Source organism: Novosphingobium sp. BL-A-28-Hi1-0D, from assembly GCF_055521755.1.
In genome coordinates this window covers 1,207,705-1,232,752 of the sequence record NZ_CM145502.1, presented here as the reverse complement: position 1 = coordinate 1,232,752, position 25,048 = coordinate 1,207,705, and the positions used below count along the sequence as shown (strand labels likewise).

20 protein-coding genes are annotated in these 25,048 nt (G+C 63.9%); 9 read left to right on the top strand and 11 right to left on the bottom strand.

The window, feature by feature from the left end; all coding sequences use genetic code 11:
- Positions 1-12 precede the first annotated feature (12 nt).
- Positions 13-300: a co-chaperone GroES gene (gene groES / locus ACZ1JW_RS06080; RefSeq protein WP_067746536.1), complete on the bottom strand. Its 288-nt coding sequence runs from the start codon at positions 298-300 to the stop codon at positions 13-15.
- A gap of 167 nt (positions 301-467) precedes the next feature.
- Complete coding sequence (locus ACZ1JW_RS06075) at positions 468-1,856, bottom strand: MATE family efflux transporter (protein ID WP_465142332.1); 1,389 nt, start codon at positions 1,854-1,856, stop codon at positions 468-470.
- A 151-nt stretch (positions 1,857-2,007) separates the two neighbouring features.
- Between ACZ1JW_RS06075 and ACZ1JW_RS06070 the strand changes: the two genes are divergently transcribed.
- Positions 2,008-3,483, top strand: a complete 1,476-nt coding sequence (locus tag ACZ1JW_RS06070) for an ATP-binding protein (protein WP_465142331.1) — start codon at positions 2,008-2,010, stop codon at positions 3,481-3,483.
- A 102-nt stretch (positions 3,484-3,585) separates the two neighbouring features.
- Here ACZ1JW_RS06070 and rplL read toward each other — a convergent pair whose 3' ends face one another.
- The 6 genes from rplL to ACZ1JW_RS06040 all read right to left on the bottom strand — a co-directional run bounded on the left by rplL (position 3,586) and on the right by ACZ1JW_RS06040 (position 6,835).
- Complete coding sequence (gene rplL, locus ACZ1JW_RS06065) at positions 3,586-3,957, bottom strand: 50S ribosomal protein L7/L12 (RefSeq protein ID WP_144904696.1); 372 nt, start codon at positions 3,955-3,957, stop codon at positions 3,586-3,588.
- A 63-nt stretch (positions 3,958-4,020) separates the two neighbouring features.
- Entirely contained in the window at positions 4,021-4,533 is a 513-nt protein-coding gene (gene rplJ / locus ACZ1JW_RS06060) for a 50S ribosomal protein L10 (RefSeq protein ID WP_144904697.1), read from the bottom strand.
- A 288-nt stretch (positions 4,534-4,821) separates the two neighbouring features.
- Positions 4,822-5,049: a helix-turn-helix domain-containing protein gene (locus tag ACZ1JW_RS06055; RefSeq protein WP_465124403.1), complete on the bottom strand. Its 228-nt coding sequence runs from the start codon at positions 5,047-5,049 to the stop codon at positions 4,822-4,824.
- Positions 5,049-5,579: a DUF2975 domain-containing protein gene (locus ACZ1JW_RS06050; RefSeq protein ID WP_465142330.1), complete on the bottom strand. Its 531-nt coding sequence runs from the start codon at positions 5,577-5,579 to the stop codon at positions 5,049-5,051. The genes ACZ1JW_RS06055 and ACZ1JW_RS06050 overlap by 1 nt, the downstream gene beginning before the upstream one ends.
- 28 nt (positions 5,580-5,607) lie before the next feature.
- On the bottom strand, positions 5,608-5,754 hold the full coding sequence (locus ACZ1JW_RS06045) for a hypothetical protein (protein WP_465142329.1): 147 nt from the start codon (positions 5,752-5,754) through the stop codon (positions 5,608-5,610).
- A 214-nt stretch (positions 5,755-5,968) separates the two neighbouring features.
- Positions 5,969-6,835, bottom strand: a complete 867-nt coding sequence (locus ACZ1JW_RS06040; RefSeq protein ID WP_465142328.1) for a hypothetical protein — start codon at positions 6,833-6,835, stop codon at positions 5,969-5,971.
- A gap of 489 nt (positions 6,836-7,324) precedes the next feature.
- On the opposite strand from ACZ1JW_RS06040, the gene rpoB reads away from it, so the two are divergent.
- From rpoB to ACZ1JW_RS06025, 3 genes are all read left to right on the top strand, one after another.
- Positions 7,325-11,500 carry a DNA-directed RNA polymerase subunit beta gene (rpoB, locus tag ACZ1JW_RS06035; RefSeq protein ID WP_465142327.1) on the top strand — a complete coding sequence of 1,392 codons (4,176 nt, stop codon included), beginning with the start codon at positions 7,325-7,327 and terminating at the stop codon, positions 11,498-11,500.
- Between the two features lie 90 nt (positions 11,501-11,590).
- Positions 11,591-15,874 carry a DNA-directed RNA polymerase subunit beta' gene (gene rpoC, locus ACZ1JW_RS06030; protein ID WP_465142326.1) on the top strand — a complete coding sequence of 1,428 codons (4,284 nt, stop codon included), beginning with the start codon at positions 11,591-11,593 and terminating at the stop codon, positions 15,872-15,874.
- Between the two features lie 177 nt (positions 15,875-16,051).
- Positions 16,052-17,854: a methyl-accepting chemotaxis protein gene (locus tag ACZ1JW_RS06025; RefSeq protein ID WP_465142325.1), complete on the top strand. Its 1,803-nt coding sequence runs from the start codon at positions 16,052-16,054 to the stop codon at positions 17,852-17,854.
- Positions 17,855-17,914: 60 nt separating this feature from the next.
- On the opposite strand, the gene glpX is transcribed toward ACZ1JW_RS06025, so the two are convergent.
- Complete coding sequence (gene glpX / locus ACZ1JW_RS06020; RefSeq protein WP_465142737.1) at positions 17,915-18,844, bottom strand: class II fructose-bisphosphatase; 930 nt, start codon at positions 18,842-18,844, stop codon at positions 17,915-17,917.
- A 368-nt stretch (positions 18,845-19,212) separates the two neighbouring features.
- Here glpX and ACZ1JW_RS06015 point away from each other — a divergent pair, with 368 nt between their 5' ends.
- Positions 19,213-19,584: a hypothetical protein gene (locus ACZ1JW_RS06015; protein ID WP_465142324.1), complete on the top strand. Its 372-nt coding sequence runs from the start codon at positions 19,213-19,215 to the stop codon at positions 19,582-19,584.
- A gap of 13 nt (positions 19,585-19,597) precedes the next feature.
- Here ACZ1JW_RS06015 and ACZ1JW_RS06010 read toward each other — a convergent pair whose 3' ends face one another.
- Positions 19,598-20,905 carry a homoserine dehydrogenase gene (locus tag ACZ1JW_RS06010; protein WP_465142323.1) on the bottom strand — a complete coding sequence of 436 codons (1,308 nt, stop codon included), beginning with the start codon at positions 20,903-20,905 and terminating at the stop codon, positions 19,598-19,600.
- Positions 20,906-20,990: 85 nt separating this feature from the next.
- Complete coding sequence (locus ACZ1JW_RS06005) at positions 20,991-21,884, bottom strand: hypothetical protein (RefSeq protein ID WP_465142322.1); 894 nt, start codon at positions 21,882-21,884, stop codon at positions 20,991-20,993.
- Between the two features lie 346 nt (positions 21,885-22,230).
- Here ACZ1JW_RS06005 and ACZ1JW_RS06000 point away from each other — a divergent pair, with 346 nt between their 5' ends.
- From ACZ1JW_RS06000 to ACZ1JW_RS05985, 4 genes are all read left to right on the top strand, one after another.
- Positions 22,231-22,893 (top strand): energy transducer TonB, encoded by a 663-nt coding sequence (locus tag ACZ1JW_RS06000; RefSeq protein ID WP_144904723.1) that lies wholly within the window; start codon positions 22,231-22,233, stop codon positions 22,891-22,893.
- 82 nt (positions 22,894-22,975) lie between these two features.
- Positions 22,976-23,731 (top strand): MotA/TolQ/ExbB proton channel family protein, encoded by a 756-nt coding sequence (locus ACZ1JW_RS05995; protein WP_465124415.1) that lies wholly within the window; start codon positions 22,976-22,978, stop codon positions 23,729-23,731.
- Positions 23,732-23,848: 117 nt separating this feature from the next.
- Positions 23,849-24,379 carry an ExbD/TolR family protein gene (locus ACZ1JW_RS05990; RefSeq protein WP_465124416.1) on the top strand — a complete coding sequence of 177 codons (531 nt, stop codon included), beginning with the start codon at positions 23,849-23,851 and terminating at the stop codon, positions 24,377-24,379.
- Between the two features lie 42 nt (positions 24,380-24,421).
- Positions 24,422-24,862, top strand: coding sequence for an ExbD/TolR family protein (locus tag ACZ1JW_RS05985; protein ID WP_465124417.1), 441 nt, complete (start codon positions 24,422-24,424; stop codon positions 24,860-24,862).
- Positions 24,863-25,048 lie beyond the last annotated feature (186 nt).

The following is a 25,048-nucleotide window of genomic DNA, read 5'->3' as shown; positions in this document are numbered from 1 at the left end:
CAGCAGCGTCGATCAGCCGATCACGCCGAGGATGTCCGATTCCTTCATGATCAGCAGGTCTTCGCCTGCGACCTTGACTTCGGTGCCCGACCACTTGCCGAACAGGACGCGGTCGCCGACCTTGACGTCCAGCGGGGTGATCGTGCCGTTTTCGGCGCGCGCACCGGTGCCGACGGCGACGATTTCGCCTTCAGCGGGCTTTTCCTTGGCGCTGTCGGGGATGATGATCCCGCCAGCAGTCTTTTCCTCGGCTTCGACGCGGCGTACCAGCACGCGGTCGTGCAACGGACGGAACGACATGGGTTTCTCCCTCTTCCATACTAAAAAAACGGGGCTTGGCACTCTCAGTGGGAGAGTGCCAGCGGGCGGGATATGGGAGCAGGCCTGAGGGGCGTCAATGGTCTTGCGCGAGATTCTTTTCACGCTGATGAACAGATCGACTGCCAATCGTTGGGGCGCCCGTCCGCTCAGGCGGGAAGCAGGCCGAGCCTTGCCCTCATGCTCCAGCGCCAGTGCAGCAGCGCGGCAACGAAGATCAGGCCGACCAGCAAGCCGATCCACACCCCAAGGCCGCCGATGTCCGTGAACAGACCCAGCCACAGCGCGGTGCCGACACCGGGCACCCAGTAACCGAAGATCGCGATCAGCATGGGCACGCGCGTATCCTGAAGGCCGCGCAACTGGCTGGCGCCCACCGCCTGCGCTCCGTCGAACAGCTGGAAGGCAGCCGCAACCATCATGTATTGTACGGCCAGCACGACGACGCGCGCATTCTCGGGCGCTGCAGGATCGATGTAGAACTTCAGCAATTCCAACGGGAACAGCAGCATGATCCCGGCCGACAGCGCCATGAAGCCGATGCCGAGCTGCGTGGCGACCCTTCCGGCCAGCGCAATCGCCGCGTTGTCGCGCGCGCCATAGGCAAGGCCGACCCGGATCGTTGCCGCCTGTCCGACGCCGAACGGGACCTGGAAGGCGATGGCTGCGAACTGCAGCGCCAGCGTGTGCGCGGCAAGCTCGACTTCGCCGATGCGGCCCATCGCGAAAGCCGCGCCATTGAACATGCCTGCCTCGGCAATGATCGTGCCGCAGATCGGCAGCCCGATGCGCAGGACATCGGCAAAGCGCTTCCATTCCGGCTTCCACCAGCGTCCGAAGAAACGGTAGCGACGCAGGCGGCGGTCGAACTGGATGACGAGCACGAAGGCCGCCAGCATCGCGGTACTCGTCACCACGCTCGAGATCGCCGAACCGAGCAGGCCCAGTTCGGGTGCGCCAAGGTGGCCGAAAACGAAGATCCAGTTGCCGAGCGCATTGATCGCCACGGCCATGCCGGTGATCGCCGTGCCGATGCCCGGCCGCCCGAGCGTTGCTACCACCGTGCGCAGGAGCGCGGCCAGCACCGCAGGAATGGATGCCCACATCAGCACCTGCAGGAAGGGGACCGCGCGGGCAATCACGCCGGGGTCCTGCCCGGTGATCCGCATCAGCGTTCCGCCCAGCATGCAAACGCCCATGGCGACCAGGGCCGCAAGAAGCCCGGCCCAACCTGCCATGCGCACTGTGCGGCGGACCTCGCGAACCGCGTGGCGGCGGCTGCCCAGCTCGGCGGCAATCAGGGGGGAGGCCGCGCCAACGAGACCGGTCATCGACCAGATCAGCAGGCCAAACAGCGACACCGAGAGCGAGGATGCGGCAAGGGCTTCGGGCCCCAGCCTTGCGACGAAGACAACGTCGACCGCGAAGACCGCCATCTGCAGCAGGTTGGCACCGACGAGCGGCGCGGCGAGCCGCAGCATCGCGCGCATTTCATCGATCCAGCGGTGGGGCGGCTTCTCGAACATCGTGCGGGGCATAGGGCGGGCGGCGCGACAAGGGAAGGCGTCTTCGAGTCGTGCGTTGACCGGTCCAGCGCGACGATTCTCGGGTGGTGCATCAAGTGCAACTTGTGCGACGGATAGCGGCAAGCCTCTGATTTGCGACGTTTTGTCGTTACAAATGTCACAAATGATGTCCGAGGTGCCGCGGCGGTTGACCGCCCTGCAAGGTGGTGACAGCGTCCGCGCCATGGAAGGAACCGCCGATCTGGCAACCAGGCCGCGCGTGGGGCGAAAGTCGGGAGGGCAAGCGGCCGGTGGCTGGAGCCGCCTGCGCGCCTTTGTCGAGACACATCCCCCCCACGGCCCGAACCTGTCGCGCCTCGCGGTCCGGGCGGCGACGCTGCTGCTCGTGCTGGCGGCGGTCCAGGCCGTTGCAAGCCTCGCCTTCTACGATGTGATCGACAAGGAAACGCTGCGCGAGGACCACGCACGCCGCGTGGCCGAGCTGCTGGTGGTCAGCAATCGGCTGCACGAGCTATCGCCCGATTCCCTGGGTACCACGATGAGCACGAGCCATCTCGAGGTCGCACTTGCCGATCGGCCGCAAGCGATTCCGGGTCGCGAAGAGGAGGGCGTGGAGGAAATTCGCCGCTATATCCTGCGCTGGGAGCCAGATCTTGGGCGGCAACGGATCATGCTGGGGCTCGAACCCTCCCGTTTCGGCTACGGAAATCTCGTCGGGGCCATGCAGTTGTCCGATGGGCACTGGCTCAATTTCCGCTCGCGAGACGTTACCTCGGGCTGGCCGATTGCCCTGCGCGCGACCATTCTGACTCTGATCACTGCGGTGGTCGGCTTTGCCTTGGCGCTATGGTCTCTGCGCATCATCACCCGTCCCTTGCGCGAACTGACCGATGCAGCCGACGCCATCGGCATGGGCCAGGTGGTTCCCGTGCGCGAGAGCGGGCCTGACGATCTGCGCAGCCTCGCCCGTTCGATGAACGGAATGCAGGCGCGCATCGCCGGAATGCTTGAGGATCAGGCGCGCTCCTTCGAAGCGATCAGCCACGATCTGCGTACCCCGCTTTCGCGCGTTACCATTGCCGCAGACCTGATCGATGACGCGGAGATCGCAGGTCTTGTCCGCGACGCCACGCACGAGATGGAAGCGATGCTGATGTCGCTCCAGCTCTACCTGCGGGCGCAGCACCTTGCCGCCGAGCCGTTGACGATGGACCTCGGCCTTGCCGTCACCGATCTGGCGCTGGGGACATATCACGGGAAGGTGGATGTCGATGTCGCGCCCGGTGCGGTGGTGCGCACATGGCGCGAGCCGCTGCTGATGGCGCTGCGTCCGCTGGTCGAGAACGCGGTGCATCATGGCGGCAGCGCGCGGATTGCGGTGCGGCCCGATGCCGAAGGGCGCTGGACGATCACCATTTCGGATTCGGGGCCCGGCATTCCGGAAGACCAGTTCGAGCGCATCCTCGCCCCGTTTTATCGGATCGACGAAGCCCGGGCGCGAGATACCGCCGGCTTCGGCCTTGGCATCCCCACGGCACACCGTTTGCTGCAGCGCTTCGGCGGCGCGCTGTCGTTCGCGCGGGCCGAGGGTGGGGGGCTGTCGGTTACCGTGCTGGTACCGCAAGCGCCGGACGCCTGATCGGCTGTCGACCTGACGCACTGAAACGAAAAAGGCGGAGCCGAAGCCCCGCCCTTCCCATCCGCGAACGCTTCAAGACGCCCGCGAAACCTGCAAAGAAGATTACTTGATTTCGACGGTGCCGCCGGCTTCTTCGATCTTCTTCTTGATGTCTTCGGCTTCAGCCTTCGACACGCCTTCCTTGATCGCCTTGGGAGCCGATTCAACGAGGGTCTTGGCTTCGGTCAGGCCGAGCGAGGTGATCGCGCGGACTTCCTTGATGACCTGGATCTTCTTGCCACCGTCGCCGGTGAGGATCACGTCGAATTCGGTCTTCTCTTCAACCGCTTCGGCAGCAGCAGCAGGAGCTGCAGCGACGGCAACGGCAGCAGCGGCGCTGACGCCCCATGCTTCTTCGAGAGCCTTGGCAAGGTCAGCGGCTTCGAGGACGGTCAGCTTCGAAAGTTCTTCAACGAGCTTGGCGATATCAGCCATGGTATTTCACTCCTGATTTGGTGGCGTCCGGCGACTGCGCCGCCGGGCGGAATTCGAACAATCTTATGCGGCTTCCTTGGCGTAGGCGCCGAAGACGCGAGCCAGCTTGGCTGCCGGAGCAGTCGTGAGCTGGGCGATCTTCGTGGCCGGAGCCTGGATGAGGCCGATGAGCGTGCCGCGCAGTTCGTCGAGGCTGGGCATGGAGGCGAGCGCCTTGACCCCGGCTTCGTTGAGAACCTGCGAACCCATTGCACCACCGACGATTTCGATCTTGTCGGTGGTCTTGGCGAACTCGACCACTGCCTTGGCGGCAGCAACCGGATCGACGGACGCAGCGATTGCGGTCGGGCCGGTGAACAAGTCGACCAGACCTTCGTAATCGGTGCCCGTGGCGGCAAGCTTGGCAAGACTGTTCTTCGCAACCTTGTAGGTCGCGCCCGCTTCGCGGATCTTGTTGCGCAGGGCAGTGGACTGGGCCACCGTCATGCCGAGGTTGCGGGTGATGACCACCGCGCCGGCCTCGTTGAAGACACCGCTCAGGAAGGCGACCGATTCGGCTTTCTGCGAACGATCCATGCCTAACTCCTTCACAAATGACCGAACCGGATACCGGTGCGGTCGGCTACGTTTGTCGATGGCCCGAAGACCACCGGCGAGTCCGTGACAAGGGAAGGAGATGCGCCCGAAGGCGCGGGAGGCGCCACGTTCCATCGAGGAGCGAGGGGCCAGAAACTCTTTTCCCCGTCTAGGTTGGAGATTAAGTGCGGACGAATTCCGCACACCAACTGTCTCGGACGGATGATCGGCAAAACCAAAAGAGGCCCACCGGTCGGGGCGGGCCTCTGGCGGATTCGGCTCTGGAAGTCAAGCTTCGGGGGTGTCTGCCCCTTCCGCCTCATATCCCAGCACGTCCCCGGGCTGGCATTCCAGCTCCCGGCAGATCGCCTCGAGCGTGGAGAAGCGGATTGCCTTGGCCTTGCCGGTCTTGAGGATCGAGACGTTGGCCAGCGTCAGGTCGATGCGGTCGGCCAGCTCGGTCAGGGTCATGCGGCGGGCGTGGAGCAGGTCGTCGAGTTTGACATTGATCGGCATCACACGGTCCCTTCCAGCTCTTCGCGCATCTGCGCGCCGGTGCGGAACACGCGGGCCAGGATGAACAGGACCAGCGCGAGCAGCAGGCCATTGGTCGAGAAACCGGCATCGATGTTCACTGAACCGGCATCTCCGGTCGCCTCTTCGAGCATCGACCCGATAATGCCGACGGGCAGCGAAATCGCCTGGATGGCCACGGAAAGCCAAGCCATCACCCGCAGGCGCTCGGCATTGAGAGGCGTGAACGGCTCGCCTTCCTCGACCGTCCTGACGATGGCGCGCAGCTTCTCGACGAAGCGATAGCTGGCGGCGAGCATGACAGCGACAATGGGCAGCATGGCGAGAATGAGCCAGTAGCTCGATGGATCGGCGCCATTCTCGACCAGTTCGGCAACGACCCTGGCGTGCATGACGGCAACGGCGACGACGCCAATGCCGATGCCGACTATGCCGATCACGATCATTACCATCATGAAGGTGAGCAGGGCCTTGGCAAATCCCAGCAGCGGATCGGTTCGAAGTGTGGACATCTGGATACCCTCCTGTTGTGTGAGACGGTCAGGCGGCCAGCGGGAGCTGGTAGGTCGCCATGACCGGACCATCGGCGAGAGCAAGCGATGCCGTGTCCACAGTCGGCAGCCACAGCGTGGCGGCCAGCAGCAGCGAGATGATCGCGGCAGCGGTCTGGGGGATGAAGCGGGGCATTAATCGTTCTCCGATATGGTCGATATCGAAGTTCAATAATGTCGATTCGCCATATCTTCAATCAATAATATTGAAAAACGATATGAATCTTATCGTTTCTCGAAGGAGGCTATGCAGGAGGCGCAAAAAAAGGAGCGGTTCCGTCCTGGAGGGTGGACGGAACCGCTCCCCTTCACCGCGACGTGGCGGACGGGTGAAGTATGCTTCGCAAGCCTCAGACGTGTGCGTACTCGGGCATCTGGTCTGCGCGCGCGTTCTCGCTTGAGGCAGGAGCCTGCGTGGTTGTTGGAACCTCGCTGCGGGCGGCCATCGACTGCACCATGATCCGGGCGCGACGGCGGCGGGCCTTGCGCGAGGTGAAGGGATTGGCCGCATCCGGCGGCGAGGCGACGATGCGCTCGATCAGCGCTTCGCGCTCAGTCTGCGTCGCCACACGGGCGGGCGTGACGCCATGGGCTGGGTCGGTCGGGCGCGGTGGGGCGAGAGGTTCGCTGATCCGACGCTCCGGTCCACTTGCCGGACGCGTAACGACGGGCGGCACGAAGTCCACGTCTTCCTCATAGGGGCGGCGGCGACGGCGCATGGCCAGTGCCGCGCCACCCACGACGAGCAGGGTCGCTGCAGCGCCGACCGGCACGGCCCAATCGTTATCGGAATTGTCCTGCGCCACTGCCGGAGTCGCTGTTGGCGGGGGCGCAGCAGGCACCTCCTCAGCCACCGGCGCCGGTTTGGCAGGTTGTGCGACAGGAGCCACCGGCGCGCGCGCTTCGCTCGAAGGGGCGGCCGAAGGCCTCACCGCTCGCGTGGTGGCGCGCCTCGTCGGCGCAGTTTCCGCGCGGACAGGGGCAGCGGGGGCTGGCGCTGCGATTGCCGGTGCTGCGACGGGCTCCGGCGAGACTGTCGGGATGACGATCGTTGGGGCCGCCGATGGCGTAGCCAGGGTTGGCGCAGGAATCGCAACGACAGGTGCGTCCGTAACGGGCGGGTTCACGTCCTGTGCATGCGCCATTCCTGCAGAAAGCATCAGCATGGCTGAAATCGCCATGGTGTTGCGGGGCGATATGGTGTGGAGTCTGGTCATGTCCGGAAAACGCGACGAAATGCGATTCGGGTTCAGTATTGTCGACGAAGCGAGCCGTTGATGCCCGTGAGCTGCAGTCATTTGCGAACTGCGCAAGATTGTTTCATCTATTCTGAACATCGATTCATCGCAGTGATGTATTTCTTGCGGGCTTGTACCAACCTTAGGCTTTGCAAAATGGTGATGCGGACCAAGCTATCCGGACCGTGGTGCAAACCGGCGATGTCTGCACCTTTGACTTAATAGACCCGCGCTCCTATATGGCGCTCACGTCTGACGCTTCGAGCAAGGCCGTCCCATGCGCAGGGGATGGCTCGGGAAGGAAGCGGAAGGGCTATCCATCTGACGCAAAAGGCTGCGGGCCATGGCTTCCGTTGAACGGGGTGCTGTGCGCTGTGCGGCCTTTTCCCGTTTGGTGGCGCACCCCTTGCGTGTGGCAGGATTTTCGCCGGTTTTCCGGCAGTTTTTGAGAAGAGGCTCGTAACCTTTATGGCTACCAAGGCGACGTCTACCAAGGCGCCCGGCCGTCCCGGCGTGAAGAAGCGGATCCGCAAGATCTTCGGTGACATCCACGAAGTCGTGCAGATGCCGAACCTGATCGAGGTCCAGCGCGAATCGTACGAGCAGTTCCTCCGCTCCGATCCCGCCACGGGCTACGTCTCGGGTCTGGAAAAGACCCTGCGTTCGGTCTTCCCGATCCAGGACTTCGCCGGCACCGCCAGCCTCGATATCAAGGAGCGCGACGGTTACGTCCTCGAAGCTCCGAAATACGACGTGAACGAGTGCCGCCAGCGCGGCATCACCTATGCTGCCCCGATGAAGGTGACGCTCAAGCTCGCCACGTTCGAGGTTGACGCCGAGACCGAGACCAAGTCGCTCATCGATATCAAGGAGCAGGACGTCTACATGGGCGATATCCCGCTCATGACCGAGAACGGGACGTTCTTCATCAACGGCACCGAGCGCGTGATCGTCTCGCAGATGCACCGTTCGCCGGGCGTGCTGTTCGACCATGACCGCGGCAAGACGCACTCCTCGGGCAAGTACCTCTTCGCTGCCCGCGTGATCCCTTACCGTGGTTCGTGGCTCGATTTCGAATTCGACGCCAAGGACATCGTCAACGTCCGTATCGACCGCAAGCGCAAGCTGCCGGTCACGGCGCTGCTTCACGCGCTCGGCCTCGATGACGAAGCGATCCTGCACCACTTCTACGACACCGTGAACTGGGCGCGCGCCGAAGGTGGCTGGAAGGTGCCCTTCGTGCTCGAGCAGTGGCGCGGGTCGAAGCCGATGTTCGACATCGTCGATGCCAAGTCGGGCGAAGTGATCTTCCCCGCTGGTCAGAAGATCAGCCCCCGCGCTGCCAACAAGGCGGCCAAGGACGGTCTCGAAGCCCTGCTCATCCCGACCGAGGAAATCTTCGGCCGCTACGCCGCGCGCGACCTGATCGATGAATCGACCGGCCGCATCTGGATCGAAGCCGGTGACGAAGTCTCGCCGGAAAACCTCGACCTGCTCGACAAGGCCGGGATCGACACGCTCGAACTGCTCGACATCGATCACGTTTCGACCGGTCCGTGGATCCGCAACACGCTCAAGGCCGACAAGGCCCCGGATCGCGATCACGCTCTGGCCGACATCTACCGCGTCATGCGCCCGGGCGAGCCGCCGACGCGCGAAACCGCCGAAGCGCTGTTCGACGGCCTGTTCTTCGATCCTGATCGCTACGACCTCTCGGCCGTGGGCCGCGTCAAGCTCAACATGCGTCTCGGCCTCGATGCCGAGGACACCATCACCACGCTGCGCACCGAGGACATCCTCGCCGTGGTCAAGGAGCTGGTGAACCTCAAGGACGGCAAGGGCGAAGTCGACGACATCGACAACCTCGGCAACCGTCGCGTGCGTTCGGTGGGCGAACTGCTGGAAAACCAGTACCGCGTCGGCCTGCTGCGCATGGAACGCGCCGTTAAGGAGCGCATGTCGTCGGTTGACGTTTCGACCGTCATGCCGAACGACCTGATCAACGCCAAGCCGGCGGTTGCTGCCGTGCGCGAGTTCTTCGGTTCGTCGCAGCTCTCGCAGTTCATGGACCAGACCAACCCGCTGTCGGAAGTGACGCACAAGCGTCGCGTCTCGGCGCTCGGGCCGGGCGGTCTCACGCGTGAGCGCGCAGGCTTCGAAGTCCGCGACGTTCACCCGACCCACTATGGCCGCATCTGCCCGATTGAAACGCCCGAAGGCCCGAACATCGGTCTGATCAACTCGCTCAGCACCTTTGCGCGCGTCAACAAGTACGGCTTCATCGAAACGCCGTACCGCAAGGTCATCGACAACAAGGTCACCGGCGACGTGATCTATCTGTCGGCGATGGAAGAGCAGAAGCACACCGTCGCGCAGGCTTCGGCCGAACTGAACCCGGACGGTTCGTTCGTCGAGGAACTCGTCTCGGCTCGCCAGAACGGCGAATTCGTGATGAGCCCGCGCGATCAGGTCACGCTGATGGACGTTTCGCCCAAGCAGCTCGTCTCGGTTGCCGCCTCGCTCATTCCGTTCCTGGAAAACGACGACGCCAACCGCGCGCTCATGGGCTCGAACATGCAGCGTCAGGCCGTTCCGCTGATCAAGGCGGATGCGCCGTTCGTCGGCACCGGCATGGAAGAAACCGTGGCGCGCGATTCGGGCGCCGCGATCTCGGCGCTGCGCTCGGGCGTGGTCGACCAGGTCGACGCGACCCGTATCGTGATCCGCGCTTCGGGTGACATCGAACCCGGCCAGTCGGGCGTCGACATCTACCGCTTGCAGAAGTTCGAACGCTCGAACCAGTCGACCTGCATCAACCAGCGTCCGCTGGTGAAGGTGGGCGATCTGATCGAGAAGGGCGACATCATCGCAGACGGTCCCTCGACCGAGTTCGGCGAACTGGCGCTGGGCCGCAACGTGCTCGTCGCGTTCATGCCCTGGAACGGCTACAACTACGAAGACTCGATCCTGATCAGCGAACGCATCGTCAAGGAAGACGTCTTCACCTCGATCCACATCGAGGAGTTCGAGGTCATGGCCCGCGATACCAAGCTCGGGCCTGAAGACATCACCCGCGACATCCCGAACGTCGGCGAGGAAGCCCTGCGCAACCTCGACGAAGCGGGCATCGTCTATATCGGCGCGGAAGTTCACCCCGGTGACATCCTCGTCGGCAAGATCACCCCGAAGGGTGAATCGCCGATGACGCCGGAAGAGAAGCTGCTCCGCGCGATCTTCGGTGAAAAGGCCAGCGACGTGCGCGACACTTCGCTTCGCCTGCCCCCGGGCGTTGCCGGCACGATCGTCGACGTTCGCGTCTTCAACCGTCACGGCATCGAGATCGACGACCGTACCCGCGCCATCCAGAACGAGGAAATCGAACGCCTCGCCAAGGACCGCGAGGACGAGCGCGCCATTCTCAACCGCGCAACCTTCAACCGCTTGCGTGACATGCTGCTCGGACAGGTTTCGGCAGCAGCGCCCAAGGGCATCAAGAAGGGCGAAGTCATCGACGAGCAGGTGCTTGCCGATGTCGAGCGTTACGAATGGTGGAAGTTCGCGGTGGCCGACGATGCGCGCCAGCAGCAGCTGGAAGCGGTCAAGGCGCAGTACGATACTGCGGTGAAGGCGATCCAGGAGAAGTTCGAGGACCGCAAGGAAAAGCTCGAGCGTGGTGACGAACTCGCCCCCGGCGTGCTCAAGATGGTCAAGGTCTTCGTCGCGGTGAAGCGCAAGCTGCAGCCGGGCGACAAGATGGCCGGCCGTCACGGCAACAAGGGCATCATCAGCCGCATCCTGCCGCAGGAAGACATGCCGTTCCTCGAGGACGGTACGCCTGTCGACTTCGTGCTCAACCCGCTGGGCGTGCCTTCGCGCATGAACGTCGGGCAGATCTTCGAAACGCACCTTGGCTGGGCCGCCCGCGGCCTGGGCAAGCGCATCGGCGAGGCACTCGACGCATGGCGCGAGGCTAACCCGAACCCCGAAGCCGGCCAGCCGCCGGAAGCGGTGCGCGAGCTGCTCAAGGAGATCTACGGCTCGAACTACACCGACGAGATCGACGCCCGCAACGACGAGCAGATCATCGACTTCGCCCAGTCGGTCCGCCTCGGCGTGCCGATGGGCTCGCCGGTGTTCGACGGCGCGGTCGAGAAGGACGTGACCGACATGCTCCGTCTGGCAGGGCTCGATGAATCGGGTCAGGTCACGCTCTATGACGGCCGCACCGGCGATGCGTTCGACCGCAAGGTGACCGTGGGCATGAAGTACGTGCTCAAGCTGCACCACCTTGTCGACGACAAGATCCACGCACGTTCGATCGGGCCGTACTCGCTCGTCACCCAGCAGCCGCTGGGCGGTAAGGCGCAGTTCGGTGGCCAGCGCTTCGGCGAAATGGAGGTCTGGGCGCTCCAGGCCTATGGCGCGGCCTACACGCTGCAGGAAATGCTGACGGTGAAGTCGGACGACGTGGTCGGCCGCACCAAGGTCTACGAAGCGATCGTCAAGGGCGACGACACCTTCGAGGCCGGCATTCCCGAAAGCTTCAACGTGCTCGTCAAGGAAATGCGCTCGCTCGGCCTCAACGTCGAACTGTCGTCGATCGACGACACGGATGACGACGGTCTCGCGCAGGCGGCGGAGTAAGGATCATGGGCGGCGGCTCGTCCGCCGCCCTCCCCTTCGCAAAGAAATTCACGTCCAACGCCTCGTCATGAGGCAAGGGAACGGCACCAAATGAACGACCTGACCAAATTCACCAACCAGATCGCCAAGCCCGAGACTTTCGACCAGATCCAGATCGGTCTGGCGAGCCCCGAGCGCATTCGCAGCTGGTCCTTCGGCGAGATCAAGAAGCCGGAAACCATCAACTACCGCACGTTCAAGCCCGAGCGTGACGGCCTGTTCTGCGCGCGCATCTTCGGCCCCGTGAAGGACTACGAGTGCCTGTGCGGCAAGTACAAGCGCATGAAGTACAAGGGCGTCGTCTGCGAAAAGTGCGGCGTCGAAGTCACCGTGACCAAGGTGCGCCGCGAGCGCATGGGCCACATCGAACTGGCAGCGCCTGTCGCGCACATCTGGTTCCTCAAGTCGCTGCCTTCGCGCATCGGCCTGCTGCTCGACATGCAGCTCAAGATCCTTGAGCGCATCCTCTACTTCGAAAGCTACGTGGTCACCGAGCCGGGCCTGACCCCGCTCGAAAAGTACCAGACGCTGACCGAGGACGAACTGCTCGATGCGCAGGACGAGTATGGCGAAGACGCCTTCTCGGCCGGCATCGGTGCCGAGGCCGTCAAGCACATGCTGATGAACCTCGATCTCGAGCAGGAGCGCGATGATCTGATGGAAGAGCTGCGGACCACCAAGTCCGAGCTGAAGCCCAAGAAGATCATCAAGCGCCTCAAGGTCGTGGAATCGTTCATCGATTCAGGGAATCGCCCCGAATGGATGATCCTCGACGTCGTGCCGGTCATTCCGCCCGAACTGCGCCCGCTGGTGCCGCTCGACGGTGGCCGCTTCGCGACCTCGGACCTCAACGACCTCTACCGTCGCGTCATCAACCGCAACAACCGCCTCAAGCGCCTGATCGAGCTGCGCGCGCCGGACATCATCGTACGCAACGAAAAGCGCATGCTGCAGGAAGCCGTTGACGCGCTGTTCGACAACGGCCGCCGTGGCCGCGTGATCACCGGCGCCAACAAGCGTCCGCTGAAGTCGCTGTCCGACATGCTCAAGGGCAAGCAGGGCCGCTTCCGCCAGAACCTGCTCGGCAAGCGCGTCGACTATTCGGGCCGTTCGGTCATCGTGACCGGTCCCGAACTCAAGCTGCACCAGTGCGGCCTGCCGAAGAAGATGGCGCTCGAACTGTTCAAGCCGTTCATCTACGCGCGTCTTGATGCCAAGGGTCTGTCGATGACCCTGAAGCAGGCCAAGAAGTGGGTCGAAAAGGAACGCAAGGAAGTCTGGGACATCCTTGACGAGGTTATCCGCGAACACCCGGTCATGCTGAACCGTGCGCCTACGCTGCACCGTCTTGGCATCCAGGCGTTCGAGCCGGTCCTCATCGAAGGCAAGGCGATCCAGCTGCACCCGCTCGTCTGCTCGGCCTTCAACGCCGACTTCGACGGTGACCAGATGGCCGTCCACGTGCCGCTCTCGCTGGAAGCCCAGCTTGAAGCGCGCGTGCTGATGATGTCGACCAACAACATCCTCTCGCCCGCCAACGGCAAGCCGATCATCGTGCCTTCGCAGGACATGGTTCTCGGTATCTACTATCTGTCGATGGACCGTGCCGGTGAGCCGGGCGAAGGCATGATGCTGGCCGACATGGCCGAAGTGCACCAGGCGCTGGAGGCCAAGGCCGTCACGCTGCACTCGAAGATCATCGCCCGCGTTCCGCAGACCGACGAGGACGGCAAGCAGTACCTCAAGCGGTTCGAGACGACGCCGGGCCGCATGCTCATCGGCGAATGCCTGCCCAAGAGCCACAAGGTTCCGTTCGAGATCGTCAACCGCCTTCTCACCAAGAAGGAAATCGGCGACGTGATCGATCAGGTCTATCGCCACACCGGCCAGAAGGACACGGTGCTGTTTGCCGACGCCATCATGGCGCTGGGCTTCCGCCACGCGTTCAAGGCCGGCATCTCGTTCGGCAAGGATGACATGATCATCCCCGACAGCAAGGATGCGCTGGTTGCCGAGACCAAGGAACTGGTTGCTGACTACGAGCAGCAGTACCAGGACGGTCTCATCACCCAGCAGGAAAAGTACAACAAGGTGATCGACGCCTGGAGCCGTTGCGGCGACCAGGTGGCGAACGCCATGATGGAAGAGCTGAAGTCCTCGCCGATCGATCCCGAGACCGGCCGTCAGAAGCCGATCAATGCGATCTACATGATGTCGCACTCGGGCGCTCGTGGCTCCCCGGCGCAGATGAAGCAGCTTGCCGGTATGCGCGGCCTGATGGCCAAGCCTTCGGGCGAGATCATCGAGACCCCGATCATCTCGAACTTCAAGGAAGGTCTGACCGTCCTTGAATACTTCAACTCGACCCACGGCGCTCGTAAGGGCCTCGCGGACACCGCGCTCAAGACCGCGAACTCGGGTTACCTGACCCGTCGTCTGGTCGACGTGTCGCAGGACTGCGTCGTGATCGAGGAAGACTGCGGCACCGAACGGGCGCTGGAAATGCGCGCGATCGTTCAGGGCGGTTCGACGATTGCCTCGCTTGGCGAGCGCATCCTTGGCCGTACCCTCGCCGAAGATCTGATCGAGGCGAAGTCGGGCGAAGTGATCGCCGAGAAGGGCGAACTGCTCGACGAAGCCGCGATTGCCAAGATCGAAGCCGCTGGCGTGCAGTCGGCCCGCATCCGTTCGCCGCTGGTCTGCGAAGCCCAGCAGGGCGTCTGCGGCAAGTGCTATGGCCGTGACCTCGCTCGCGGTACGCCGGTCAACATCGGTGAAGCTGTCGGCGTCATCGCCGCACAGTCGATCGGTGAGCCGGGCACCCAGCTGACCATGCGTACCTTCCACATCGGTGGTGCGGCGCAGGTCAACGAGCAGTCGCACCTCGAAGCGATCTCCGATGGTACCGTGGTCTATCGCGACATCCCGACGATCACCGACAAGCGCGGCCGTCGTCTGTCGCTGGCCCGCAACGGCGAAATCGTGGTCATGGACACCGAGGGCCGTGAGCGCGCCATCCACCGCGTGCCTTATGGTACCCACCTGCTGCACGAGAACGGTGCGATCATCTCGCAGGGCGACCGCCTTGCCGAGTGGGACCCGTTCACCCTGCCGGTGATCACCGAAAAGCCCGGTATCGTGCGCTATCAGGACCTTGTCGATGGCAAGACCCTGACCGAGGCGACCGACGAAGCCACCGGCATGTCGAGCCGCGTCGTCACCGAGAACCGTGCCGCCGGCCGGGGCAAGAAGGAGGACCTGCGTCCTCGCCTGACCCTGCTCGACGACGATTCGGGCGAAGCTGCACGCTACCTGATGGCGCCGGGCACGACGCTTTCGGTCGAGGACGGCCAGCGCGTCGAAGCGGGCGACATTCTCGCCCGTGCTTCGCGCGAAGCCGCCAAGACCCGCGACATCACCGGCGGTCTGCCGCGCGTTGCCGAACTGTTCGAGGCCCGCAAGCCGAAGGACAACTCGATCATCGCCAAGATCGCAGGGCGCATCGAATTCGTGCGTGACTACAAGGCCAAGCGCAAGATCGCGATCATCCCGGAAGAGGGTGAACCGGTCGAGTACCTCGTGCCGAAGAGCCGCGTGATCGACGTGCAGGAAGGCGACTACGTCAAGAAGGGCGACAACCTGATTTCGGGCTCGCCCGATCCGCACGACATTCTGGAAGTGATGGGCGTTGAGGCTCTGGCCGAATACCTCGTTGCGGAAATCCAGGAAGTCTACCGCTTGCAGGGCGTGAAGATCAACGACAAGCACATCGAGGTGATCGTTCGCCAGATGCTGCAGAAGGTCGAGATCACCAACGGTGGCGACACCACCCTGCTGCCGGGCGAACAGGTCGACTACGAGGAAATGCTCGAGACCAACGCGAAGCTCGAAGAGGGCATGCAGCCCGCCGAAGGCAAGCCGGTCCTGCTCGGCATCACCAAGGCCTCGCTGCAGACGCGTTCGTTCATCTCGGCCGCGTCCTTCCAGGAAACCACCCGCGTGCTCACGCAGGCGGCCGTGGAAGGCAAGAAGGACTCGCTGATCGGTCTGAAGGAAAACGTGATCGTCGGCCGCCTCATCCCCGCCGGTACCGGTGCGGGCATGAACCGCCTGCGCGTCGCCGCCTCCTCGCGCGATGCCGCGCTGCGCGCGTCCTATCGCAAGCTTCAGGAATCGCTGATCGCTCCGGCGACGGCAGCCGAAGAGCATGCGGCGGAACTGGCGCAGGGTCCGGAAGCTGCCATCGGCGACGATCCGCTGGCAGCGGTCGAGGGTGAAACCCATGGGCTCGACGCAGACGCCGGTGACTACCTGATCGAAGGCGACGAAGCGTAAGTTTCACCACCTCGACTACAAGTAACACAAAACGAAGGGCCCCGCTGGAACAATCCGGCGGGGCCTTTTTCATGCAGTTCTGCGACAACTCACCGTAAACATCACTATACTGCACCACCGGCCAAATTAACCCGGCTGCTTCATGCCATATCCACTACAGTCATGAGGAGCACCGGCATGATCAGCGAGCAGACCTCGCGTGGCGCCAAACTGGTCGTGGGTCTGATACTGTCCGCGATCGTAATCGTGAGCATTGCCGTCAGCTATATCTGCTTCGGCGGACCGCTACATCGCCAGAACCTGCTTCAGGACGAGCTGCTGGCCGACATCCTTCCGCCACCAGCCTTTGTCGTCGAACCATACCTGCACGCAACGTGGGTCCTGACCGATCCCGGCCATGCCGCCCGCGCGCGGGCAGAGCTTGTCGAGGAGCGCACCCTGTTCGATCAGCGCAAGGCTTACTGGAAGACCGCGCCGATCCCGGAGGAACTGCGCGGCGAAGTGGATGCAACCATCGGGACCGCCGACGCGTTCTGGGCGGCCATCGACAAGCGCTATCTCCCTGCTCTGGATGCCGGCAATCTCGAGGTGATGAAGCAGGTCCACCACGACGAGCTCGCACCCGCCTACCAGAAGCAACACGACGCGGTGGAGCGCCTGGTCGAACGGTCGACCGCCTACCGCACGTCGCTGATGGAACGCGCAGATCGTCTGGTCCTTGGTATGATCGTCGCCTTTGCGGTGATCGCGCTGGCTGTTTTTGCCATCATCCTCCTCGCCGTCCGGATGGTCCGCCAGCGCATCGTCGGGCCGCTCGTCGAAACGGCGGAAACCATGCAGCGCATGGCGGACGGCGACTACCGGAGCGAAGCCAGCGGAGCCGATCGCAAAGACGAGATCGGCGTCATGGCCCGCGCGATCGCCGTCTTCCGCAGCAATGGCCTTGCCCGCCAGAAGGCTCAGGAAGAGCAGCAGGCCGTCGTCGCGGCGCTCTCGGCGGGGCTTGACTGCATGGCCCGGCAGAACCTCGAATATCGCATCGAGCAGGCATTTCCTGAGGGCTACGAGGAACTCAGGACGAACTACAACAGCGCGGTCGAGTCCCTCGCAGCTGCAATGCGCACCGTGCGGGTCGGCGCGGCCAGCGTGCTGACCTCGATCGCAGAGATCCGCGACGCCAGTGACGACCTTGCCCACCGCAACGAACAGCAAGCCGCGAGCCTCGCGCAGACGGCATCAACCATGCAGAGCGTCACCGGCAGCGTGCGCGAGACTGCGCTGGGGGCAAGGAACGTCCACGGTGCGATCAACTCCGCGCATGGAGAGGCAAGCAGCGGCGGGGAGGTGGTGCGTCAGGCCGTAGCCGCCATGGCTGCGATCGAAGCCTCGGCGCAGGAGATCGGCAGTATCATCTCGGTCATCGACGGGATTGCCTTCCAGACAAATCTTCTCGCGCTCAACGCCGGAGTCGAAGCGGCCCGCGCCGGGGAATCGGGCAAGGGCTTTGCCGTCGTCGCGACCGAAGTCCGTGCGCTCGCCCAGCGCTCGGCGGAAGCTGCGCAGAACATCAAGACGCTGATCGAAAACAGCACCAGCCAGGTCGGCGAAGGCGTCCGCCTCGTCGGCGAGACCGGCACCCGACTGACCGGCATCGTCGACCAGATCGCAGCGGTCGACGTGCTGGTGTCACAAATCGCCCAGTCCGCTGCGCGACAGGCGGAAAGCCTCGAGCAGGTCAACGCCGAAGTCGCCGCCATGGACCGGATGACGCAAGCCAACGCGGCGATGGTCGAAGAATCGTCCGCCGCCACGCGCAGCCTGTCAGCCGAAGCCGAGCGCCTGACCACTCTGGTTTCGTCGTTCCGGACGCGTGATGTCGATCATCGCCCCGGCCAGGTCAGCAACCCGCAGAACCTGCGCCGGACCTCTGCCCTCCAGACCGAACGCGCCATGCCTTCCGTCGTCCGATACGGGACATGACGCAAGAAAGGCCGGATGCTCCCACGAGCACCCGGCCTTCCATGTGTCTGATGCCGACGATCAGCGGCCCTTGCGGTGCTCGCCCTTGACCCAGCGGACGGTGCCCGAAGAGGCGCGCATCACGACGCTTTCGGTGGTCATCGTGCCGTTCTTGTGGACCTTGACGCCGGCCAGCAGTGAGCCGTCGGTCACGCCGGTGGCGGCGAAGATGCAATCGCCCTTGGCCAGTTCGATCAGGTCGTACTGCTTGTTGAGGTCCTCGATGCCCCACTTGCGGGCGCGGGCCTTCTCGTCCTCGTTTCGGAACAGCAGGCGGCCCTTGAACTGCCCGCCGACGCAGCGCAGCGCGGCGGCTGCCAGCACGCCTTCGGGAGCGCCGCCAGTGCCCATGTACATGTCGACGCCGGTGTCCTCGTTGGTCACCGCGATCACGCCGGCCACGTCGCCGTCCGGGATCAGCTTGATGCCGCAGCCGAGGGCGCGCAGCTCATCGATAAGGGCCGAGTGGCGCGGACGGTCGAGCACGCAGACGTTGATGTCGCCCGGAGCCACGCCCTTGACGGCGGCGACAGCCTTGACGTTTTCGCTTGGCGACTTGTCGAGATCGATGATGCCTTCGGGATAGCCGGGGCCGACCGCGAGCTTGTCCATGTAGACGTCAGGCGCGTTGAGCAGGCCACCTTCTTCGGCAACGGCCAGCACCGCCAGCGCGTTGGGGCCGTCCTTCGCGGTGATCGTCGTGCCTTCGAGCGGATCGAGCGCGATGTCGATCTTGGGGCCCTTGCCGGGTGCCGCGCCGACCTTTTCGCCGATGTAGAGCATCGGGGCCTCGTCGCGCTCACCTTCGCCGATGACCACGGTGCCGTCCATATACAGTTCGTTGAAAGCAGCACGCATGGCTTCGACGGCGGCGGCATCGGCGGCCTTCTCGTCGCCACGGCCGATCAGGCGCGACGCACCGATTGCGGCGGCCTCGGTCACACGGACCATCTCAAGCACGAGTACGCGGTCGAGGACCTGGGACGGGGCGGGGTTCTTGGTCTTTTCGGTCACGATGGCTCCAGCTCAGACGGGTGGTAACTGTAGTGCTCTACTACCAGATCGGTTCAGCCAGTGTGCATGATCTCACCGGCAAGACCGGCTCGACGCAGCCCCCAAGCTGTGCAAACGTATGCGCAAACATCACTGTGTCGCGCAAAGAGCTTTGCATGGCACGGGTGACGCGGGTGTGACCTGGCACTAGACGCGAGGGAAGGGTTTTGTCGAGACGCAGAGTAGCAGTTCTGGCAGGCATTGCGCTTCTTTTTGGCGCTGCACCGCTTGCTGCGCAAGATTCAGCCGGTGCGCCTGCCGCCCCGATGCAGGGACCCACGGTCACCGGCGCTGCGCAGAGCGATGCCGATGTCGCGCGCAATCTCCTGACCAACTCCCAGACGCAGCGGTGCAGGCCGATGCAGCGTTCGGACGGCACGATCGTCGTCTGCGGCGGCAAGGAAGCAAGCGAGCGCGAGCGCATCCCCCTGCGCGACGAGACCGACAGCGCGAAATCGACCGCCGACGGATTGCCGCGCGCGCCGAACGTCTCGGGCCTGCGCGATTGCAGCCGCGGCTGCATCGGCCTGGGCGGCAAGCCGAACGAGATCTACCTCTTCGACATCAAGGCGCTGCCGCCGCCCCCGCCGGGATCGGACGCAGACCGTATCGCCAAGGGCGAGATTCCTGCGCCCTGAGGCGCAAGCCATCTCACTCTCCGAGAATGTGCATGACCAGCGGCGGTTCGGCGAGAACCGGTGAGCCTTCGAGCAGGCGCAGCGCCTCGGTGATGGCGCTTTCCGGGCCTTCGTGCGTAACCATCGAGACCATCACCGGGGCAGCATCGGCGCCGCCCTTCTGGATCAGGCTCTCGATAGAGACACCAGCGTCGCGCATGGCGGCGGTGATTTCGGCCAGCACGCCCGGGCGGTCGGCCACGGTGAAGCGGATATAGGCCTTGCCGGTGCGGTGGCCGACTTCGGCAGGGGCCGCACGGTCAAGCTCGGCCACGGGGATCGAGAAGGGTGCGCCGATGTCGCCACGGGCGATGTCGATGAGGTCGGCAACGACCGCGCTGGCAGTCGGGCCATCGCCCGCGCCTGCACCCTGGAACAGGAGGCGACCGACGAAGTTGCCCTCGGCAACCACTGCATTGGTCGCGCCATCGACGTGCGCCAGCGGATGATCGCGATGGACCAGATGCGGGTGGACGCGCTGGAACAGGCGGCGGTTGCCCTCGGCGTCGATCTCGGTATCGGCCATGCCGATCAGGCGGATGTAGTAGCCCAGCGCATCGGCCTGCGCGATATCGGCGGCAAGCACGCGGCGGATGCCGGTTGCGATGACCGGCTTGAAGTCCACCGCGGTCCCGAACGCGATCGAGGACAGGATCGAGAGCTTGTGCGCCGCGTCGATCCCGTCGATGTCAAAGGTTGGGTCGCTCTCGGCATAGCCCTTGGCCTGTGCTTCGGCGAGCACGTCGGCGAAGTCCCGGCCGGTGTCTTCCATGGTCGAGAGGATGTAGTTGCAGGTGCCGTTGAGGATGCCATAGACCCGCGCGATCTCGTTCGCGGCGACGCCTTCCTTGAGGCCCTTGATCACCGGAATCCCGCCTGCGACCGCAGCTTCGAACTTCAGCGCGACCTTGGCCGCCTCGGCCTTGGTGGCAAGTTCCACACCGTGGTGGGCAATCATCGCCTTGTTCGCGGTGACGAGGGCCTTTCCAGCCTCGAACGTGGTGCGGGCAAGCGCCAGCGCGGGTCCATCAGCCCCGCCGACCAGCTCGACCACCACGTCGACGTCCGGGCGCTCGCCCAGGATGACCATGTCGTCTTCCCAGGCATAGCGCGAGACGTCGAACCCGCGATCCTTGTGGCGATTGCGCGCGCTGACCGTGGTGATCACGATCGGACGACCGGCGCGCCTTGCGATAAGGTCGGCGTTGGCCTCGATCAGCCGGATCACCCCGCCGCCAACCGTGCCAAGCCCGGCCAGTGCGATGCGCAATGGTTCGCTCATGTCATTCCCGTCCGCTGGAATCTGCTATCTGTGCGCGGCGGGCCTTAGGGGACAAGGGGCACGCGGGCAACAGCCGGTTTGGCGCTCAGCGCTCCACTGCCGGACGGCTGCGCGTGCACTCGCCAAGCTCGGCCGCGACAAAGGCGTAGTCCTCTGCCGCAGCGCGCACCTGGGATGCACTGCCCGACAGACTCGCGCCCGGCGGCATCGAGCTGGGCAGGCTGCAGGCGAGGCGATACCAGGTCAACGTATCTCGCGCGGGCGGGCGGGCCGCCTGATCGACGATCTCGGACAGGCTCACGCCCCAGGTGCGGTTCATGCCAGGCCGGCGGATGACCGAGACCGAGACCGGCGCATTGTTCTCGGTCTGGAGGAAGACCTGCGTTTCGCCTTCGCCGACAAGGTTGCCGGGAACGTAAAGCACTTCACGCACTCCGCTGACACGCGGAGGGGCTTCGGGCGAGAGCATCTCGGTGAGGATTGCACGGGTGCGCATCTCCGTTTCTCCGGACCAGGCGATCTGTGCGCCGCCGTCGACGAGACGCAATTCGCCTGGCCGGCCAGCGACCGTGCGGGCGAAGATCAGGACAACCGCCTTCGACAGCTTGGGCACCTTGCCCTTTGCATCAAGGGGGATGTCGGCGAGATAGCGCACGGTTTCGCCCATTGCCGGGCCGGTCAGCACCGTTTGCGTCCTCGCTTCGACCAGAAGGCGCGCCATGCCCGGGGCAAGGCCGGGCGCCTGTTCGGGCTTCAGCCGCGAGACTTTCCTGACCTGTGCACGCAGGACGACCTCTGCCGCGTCAGCCATCGAGGCAATATCGGCGTAAGTGAGCGCCCCGGCCGCAGAGGTGGTGACACCGTTGGCAGAGCCCCGAATCGGGGCTTCCTGCGCGATCGCGGTGCTGGCAGCGAATCCGGTGGCCAAGGTCAAGGCGGCGGCCGTCATGAGGGCGAACTTGAACGGGAATGCAGGCATTACGGTATCTCCGGCACCACGCAGGCTAGCATGGGCCCTTCGTTTCTGGCTGATTTCAGGCAGTGCAACCCTGAATCACCAGTTAACGGATAAAGCATTTGCGCGCCTTTGGCTTCGCCGTTAAAGATGCGCCCGTTCGGGCAATCCAAAAACAAGCAGCCCGACGCTTGCCGCCGCCAAACCCCCTGGTTTGATGTCGGCGGACCGGGTTGCCGGCAGGGTGGATTGAAATTTGCTGGATTGGCCTTCGGGCAGGACGGTGATCCTGCGCGCGGGCTCCACCTTGGTCAGGGCCGTATTGCGCGTGCTCCGGGCTCAGGTGGGCGATCAGGAGTATTGGAGCTGAATGGCATACGCTGACCAACAGATGAGCGGTAACAAGATCACCGCGCTCATCGTCGTTGCGATTCTTCATGTCGCCGTTGGCTACGCGCTCGTTACGGGCCTGGCTCAAGAGGCGTTCAAGAAGGTCAAAGAGGTGACCTCGGCGGTCAACATCGAGGAAGAGAAGCCGCCGGAGGAACCGCCGCCGCCGCCTCCTCCGAAGGAGAACACGCCGCCGCCGCCGATCGTCGCGCCTCCGCCGCCGATCAGTTTCAACGCGCCTGCTCCGCAGGTGCAGACGGTCAACGAAGCTCCCCCGATGCCTGCTCCGCCGGCACCGGTTGCGCTTCCTGCGCCGCCTGCAGCTCCGCCCCCGCCCCGGTTTACGCCGAAGGCAGCTGTCCCCAAGGGTCAGCCGGGCAACTGGGCAACGTCGAACGACTACCCATCGCGTGCGCTTCGCGAAGAGCGTGAAGGCACCACGGGTTTCCGTGTCACCATCGGCACCGATGGCAAGGTCACGGACTGCCAGATCACCAGGTCTTCAGGCAGCCCCGATCTTGACGAGGCCACGTGCTCCAACGTCCGTCGCCGCGCGCGCTTCCAGCCCGCGACCGATGGCGAAGGGCAGCCGACGACCGGATCGTACTCGAACTCGATCCGCTGGGTTATCCCGAAGGATTGATTCGGCTCACGGATTTGACACGGAAGTCCGGCACCTGACGGCTTTCACGCACTTTGATTTGAATTGAAGAGGAAGACTCGCAATGTCCATCTACGCACTTGCTGCCGCCGCCGCTGGCGCAGCGCCGCAGAAGTCCTTCGGCATCAAGGAAGCGCTGTTTCCCAACGGCCAGCCCAACTGGATCGGTATCGCCACCCTCGTGATCCTCGCGATCATGTCGTTCGGCTCGTTCTACATCCTGTTCACCAAGCTCATGGAGCAGAACAAGATCATGGGCCAGTACAAGAACATCGGCACCTTCTGGCGCGCCGGTTCGCTGCGTGAAGGCGCTGCCAAGCTCGAGAAGAACTCGGCATGGCGCCAGATCGTCGACGACGGCCTCGCTGCTGAAGACCAGCACTCGAAGATGACCGACTCGCTCGAAGCCCATGACTGGCTGCACGGTTCGCTCGCCCGCTCGGAAGCGTTCATCAACGCTCGCCTCGCTGGCGGTCTGCCGTTCCTCGCAACCGTGGGCGCTACCGCACCGTTCATTGGTCTGTTCGGTACCGTGGTCGGCATCTACAACGCGCTGATCAACATCGGCCTCGCCGGTTCGGCCTCGATCGACAAGGTCGCAGGTCCGGTCGGTGAAGCTCTGATCATGACCGCGCTGGGTCTGCTCGTCGCTGTTCCGGCCGTGCTTGCCTACAACTGGCTGCAGGCTCGCAACAAGAAGATCGCCGAACTGCTCTCGGGCTTCTCGACCGATCTGCTGGCGAACATCAACTCGAAGGGCGCTGTGAAGCCGGCCGTTCCGGCTGCTCCGGCTACCCCGGCAGCACCCGTCAAGAAGTAATCAGGATTGGGCCGGATCAACGTCCGGCCCCTTTCCGGAAACGCGAGTCTCGGGCCGGAGCCGATCTCCGGATATCTCCGGCCTCCCTCGCGGCTCAGAACGGATAGGATGTAACCCATGGCAATGTCTGTAGGCGGCGCTGGCGGAGAAGAACGCCCGATGTCGGACATCAACACCACGCCGCTCGTGGACGTGATGTTGGTGCTGCTGATCATCTTCCTCATCGCGGTGCCCGTCGCGATCCAGTCGATCGAAAAGCTCAAGGTTCCTGTTCTTGTCAGCGAGGAATCGCAGGACAAGGTCGAAAACCTGATGCTCTCGGTCGTCTCGACGGACGCTGCAGGCCGTAGCCCGAGGGAGCCCGGTTACGAGGGTTCTTCGCGCACCGGCCAGTGCCGCGTCTATTTCAACAACATCAGTCCGGTGGACAACCAGGAGCTGTACCAGCAGGCTTTCAATCGCCTCGATGCGATCGTGAAGCGTGAAGGCGGCGCCGCCAACATGGATCCGGAAAAGATCCCCGAAGTGCACATCCGCGGCGACGTGAATGTCCCCTGGAAGTGCATCGCTGGTGCGATCTATAACGTCCAGTCCGCTGGCTATCCGAAAGTCGGCTTCATCTCGACCCCGGTCGATCCGAACGGCTAACCCCGTTCCGACCGGGCCAGAGAGCGAACAGGAGTACCAACCATGGCAATGAGCGGCGGCAAGGATGATGGCTCGCCGATGATGGAAATGAACACGACGCCGTTGATCGACGTCATGCTCGTTCTCCTCATCATGTTCATCATCACCATCCCGGTGGCCACGCATGCGGTGAACATCGACCTCCCGCAGCCGACGAACATCCCCAACGACGTCAAGATCGATCCGATCAAGAACAAGCTGGTGCTGACGGCGACCAACCAGATCCTCTGGAACGGTGCAGCCATCAACGAAGGCCAACTGGTCTCGATCATCGCTTCGACGAAGGGGATTGATCCCGAGCCGGAACTGCAGTTCCAGCCCGAGGAATACGCCAGCTACGAGATCGCGAACCGGATGATGAAGATCATCACGGACGCCAAGGTCACGAAGTTTGGCTTCGTTGGAAACGAGAACTTCGCCACCTTCGAAAAGGGTCCTGCATAAGGTCCCTGCCGGAACTGGCTGAGACGAAAGGGGAGCGGGCGCGAGCCGGCTCCCTTTTTGTTTGGGTAACGCTGCGGGGTTTGGCGTGAGATGTGTCTGGCAGTGCGCCGGGGCGCCCACCCCTCTTGTTCTCGCAGAGACGCAGAGGGAGCAGAGGGCGCAGAGAAGGTTACGGGCTTCGCCCGG